General features: G+C 67.2%; 3 protein-coding genes. 2 read left to right on the top strand and 1 reads right to left on the bottom strand.

Annotated features, from left to right (window positions below; translation table 11 throughout):
- Positions 1 to 1,167, bottom strand: a 1,167-nt coding sequence (locus Q0996_RS09420) for a hypothetical protein (protein ID WP_299618112.1), incomplete at its 3' end; no start/stop codon positions are given.
- Positions 1,168 to 1,523: 356 nt separating this feature from the next.
- Here Q0996_RS09420 and Q0996_RS09425 point away from each other — a divergent pair.
- Positions 1,524 to 2,267, top strand: coding sequence for a Crp/Fnr family transcriptional regulator (locus tag Q0996_RS09425; RefSeq protein ID WP_299618115.1), 744 nt, complete (start codon positions 1,524 to 1,526; stop codon positions 2,265 to 2,267).
- A gap of 29 nt (positions 2,268 to 2,296) precedes the next feature.
- Positions 2,297 to 3,708 (top strand): heme lyase CcmF/NrfE family subunit (locus Q0996_RS09430; RefSeq protein ID WP_299618118.1); only part of this gene is annotated, 1,412 nt, incomplete at its 3' end.

Consider the following 3,708-nt stretch of genomic DNA (forward strand, 5'->3'; position numbering starts at 1 on the left):
TTCCACCTGCGCCAGGGTGGTGCCGGGCAGGTTGCCGTCGCCATGCATGTCGATGGTGGTGTGGCAGTCCTGGCAGAGCATGCCGCCTTCGGGATTGCCCGGGCGCGACTGCACCTGGTGATGCAGGTCGTCCTTGATGAAGAGATAGTTCTTGGTGTGCAGCTTGGGCTGCTTGCCGCCGGTCGCCGTGTAGGGCGAGCCGTAGGGGAACTCCATGATGCCCTGATAGCTCACGCCGATGCGCTTGCCGCGGTTGTGGCAGGAGTTGCAGGTCTCCGCCGGAATGCCGGAGTAGGTGAGATCGCCGACCTGCACCTTGGACTTGCGTGAGCCCTGCATGCGGTGGACCAGCAGCTTGCCGGGCTGGTCCTTGGCGATGGTCGGGTCGCCGCCTTCGTAGAGGCCTTCGTTGGAATAGGGCACGTGGCAGGAGGAGCAGCCGGCGCCGCGATAGTCGCCGCGCTTCTCGCGCCCGTTGACGCCGACGTGGCAGCGCTGGCACTGCTGACGCGAATAGGTGATGCCGGCCATGTTCGGGTGGTCGGGGATCACGTTCACGTCCACCGGCGGGACCTGCTTCATCTCAGACGGCATCTGATCGGGATGGGCCGCTACGTAGGCGGTCATGTATTCGATGTAAGCCTCGGTGCCGACGATGGGCTCCGGCCCGTCTTCGTCCACGAGGTCGTAGTTGCCCCAGACCACCTTGTGGTCCTCCTGCAGGCCCCAGGACCAGAGATTGCCCTGCAGCTTGCCGGCCTCGGTGTTCATGAGGGACTTGGTGAGCCGCTCGGCGTAGCCGTCGTGGCACTGGCCGCAGGCCTTGTCCGCCACGGTGATGGCGCCGGGGTCTGGATAGAAGAGGTGTGGGCCGCCGGCCTCGACGAGGTCTGTGGGGCTGCCCTGGTGGGCGGCTTCCGCCGTGGTCGCGCCGGGCGTACCGCCGTGGCAGACGACACAGCCCGCGGGATCGTTGAAGTCGGCGCCCATGGCCTCGATCTGCTCGATCATCGGTCCGTCGGTGAACTTCTCGATGCCGTCGTGGCAGGCGAGGCAGCCTTTTTCGGCGGCGGTCTGCGCGTCGACCGTGTCCTGCGCGGCAGCGCCGGTCGCGAAAGCAGCGGTTCCGAAGCAGAGCGTGACTAGAGCGAATAAGGCCGTTCTCATCCCAACCTCCCGGATGCGGGCAAATGACGACACCGGACTCTCCTCGGCATCGTCGTGTGCCAACGCTAGTGGGATTCGAATGCCGCCGCTCTGACCTTTGTCAGAAATCCCCCAGAGTGATTATGGATTTGAGCCGATTGCGGATTTCGTCGGTGGAATGCGGCTGCACATGAGGTGCGGCTGGGTTGTTGATCCACCTCAATGCCGGGGCCGCCGGTATTCCTATGCTGCACTGCAAGAACTTCGGGGGTCGGCCTGCAGGACAAGAGTCCGGGCCGGCGGGCGTTGGGGGGACTGCGATGGAGTGTTGCCTTTGGGGTGACAGCTACGACGGGGCCGGTTCCGGAGCAGCGGAAATGGCCTCGGGGAAGCTCGCCGGCGGAGCGGGCGGACCGTTTCGCAGTTGCGCCAACGGGATCTGCGGGCTTCTGGACGGGGGACCGCCGCTGCCGCGGCTGCGCAGCATGGAGCGTGGCGAGCGTCTGGACACAGGCACCGGGCTGAAGCTCTGGACGGTGTTGGGCGGCATCGTCGCGCTCTGTACCTCCCTTGCCGACGGCCGGCGCCAGATCGTCGGTCTCTCTACGCCCGGCAATCTCTTCTGTCCGCCGGACGAGACCGAACGTCTCGACTTCTGGATCGAGGCCCTGGCGCCCAGCCAGCTTTGCGAACTCGATCTCTCCTCCCACGCGCGCACCATCGCCGGCAATGCAACTCTGGCCTCCGAACTGTTCCGGGCCGCGCAAGGCCAGGCGCGCTCCATCTATGCCCATCTGGTGACCCTCGGGCGTCTCGACGGAATGGAGCGGGTCTGCCTGTTCCTCGCCGACATGGCCTGGCGGATCGGCGAGCGGACGCCGGAGGGCTGCCGCGTGCGCCTGCCTATGGCCCGTGAGGACATCGCCGACTATCTCGGCCTCAATGCCGAGACCGTCAGCCGGATCTTCAGCCGCGTGAAAAAGGCCCGGCTGGCCGACTTCCGCTCGCCGACGGAGTATGTGGTCCAGGACATCGCCGCCTTGCAGAGCCGCGCGCCGATCCCGGCACCCCATCGCCCTGCCGGTCTCGAGTTCGAGGAGAGGGAGGTGGCGCTGTCATGACCGATCTGGCCTCCGGAATAGCCCCTGGGATGATCGTCGAATTCGGCCACTTCGCGCTCTGCCTGGCGCTGATCGTCGCGGCGCTGCAGTGCGCGGTGCCGCTCATCGGCCTGCAGCGGGATTCGCTGAACGCATTGCGCTTCGCCGATGCCGGGGCGCAGGTGCAGTTCCTGGCGACCGCCTGCGCCATGGCGGCGCTGACCTATGCCTACGTGGTCTCGGACTTCTCCGTCGCCAACGTGGCGATGAACTCCCACTCCGGCAAGCCGTTGCTCTATAAGGTGACCGGCGTCTGGGCCAACCACGAAGGCTCGATGCTGCTCTGGGTCCTCATGCTGACCCTCTTCGGCGCCTTGATCTCGCTCTTCGGCCGCTCGGTACCGACGGCCATGCGGGCCACGGTGCTGGCGGTGCAGGGCGGCATTGCCGTCGGCTTCTTCGCCTACATCCTGCTGACTTCGAACCCCTTCGCGCGGCTTGCGGTGCCGCCGCTGGACGGGCAGGGGATGAACCCGCTGCTCCAGGACCCGGGCGTCGCCTTCCACCCGCCTATGCTCTATCTCGGCTACGTCGGTTTTTCGACGGCCTTCTCCTTTGCCGTCGCCGCGCTGATCCGCGGCCGTGTCGACCCGGCCTGGGCGCGTTGGGTCAGGCCTTGGATTCTCGTTGCCTGGGCGGCGCTGACCCTGGGCATCGCTCTGGGGAGCTGGTGGGCCTACTACGAACTGGGCTGGGGCGGCTTCTGGTTCTGGGACCCGGTGGAGAACGCCAGCTTCATGCCCTGGCTGCTGGCCACCGCGCTGCTGCACTCGGCCATCGTCGTCGAGAAGCGCGAAGCGCTGCAGAAGTGGACCATCCTGCTGGCCATCCTGACTTTCGCGCTCAGCCTCATCGGCACCTTCCTGGTGCGTTCGGGCATTCTCTCCTCGGTGCATTCCTTCGCCACCGACCCGGAGCGCGGCGTCTTCATCCTGGCGCTGTTGTTCCTGCAGGTCGGCGGTGCCCTGGCGCTTTTCGCCTGGCGGGCGCCGATGATGCGGGACGGCGGCTACTTCGCGCCGGTCTCGCGGGAAGGGGCCCTGCTGCTGAACAACGCGCTGCTGGCGGCGGCGACCGGTGTGGTCTTCATCGGCACCCTCTATCCGCTGTTCCTGGAACTGATGACCGGCGAGAAGATCACCGTCGGCGCGCCTTACTTCAACCAGACCTTCCTGCCGATCTTCGCGGTGACCGCCGCCGTCGCCGCCGCGGGACCCTTCCTGAGCTGGAAGCGGGCGGACCTGCGCGGGCTTCTGCAGCGCCTGCGCGCTGCCTTCGCCGTGGCGGTTGTGGCGGCGGTCGTGCTGGCGCTGTTCGGCTGGCGGGAGCCCCTGGGGCTGACGGGGCTGGCGCTCGCCGCCTGGCTCGCCAGCGCGACCCTGGCGGACCTGCTGGCACGGAT

The sequence above is a fragment of the Pelagibius sp. genome (assembly GCF_028289705.1).
Taxonomy (GTDB): domain Bacteria; phylum Pseudomonadota; class Alphaproteobacteria; order Kiloniellales; family Kiloniellaceae; genus Pelagibius.

Coding starts and splice junctions, on each gene's coding strand:
- Q0996_RS09425 (WP_299618115.1), top strand. CDS start 1,524: ATGGCCTCGGGGAAGCTCGCCGGCGGAGCGGGCGGACCGTTTCGCAGT.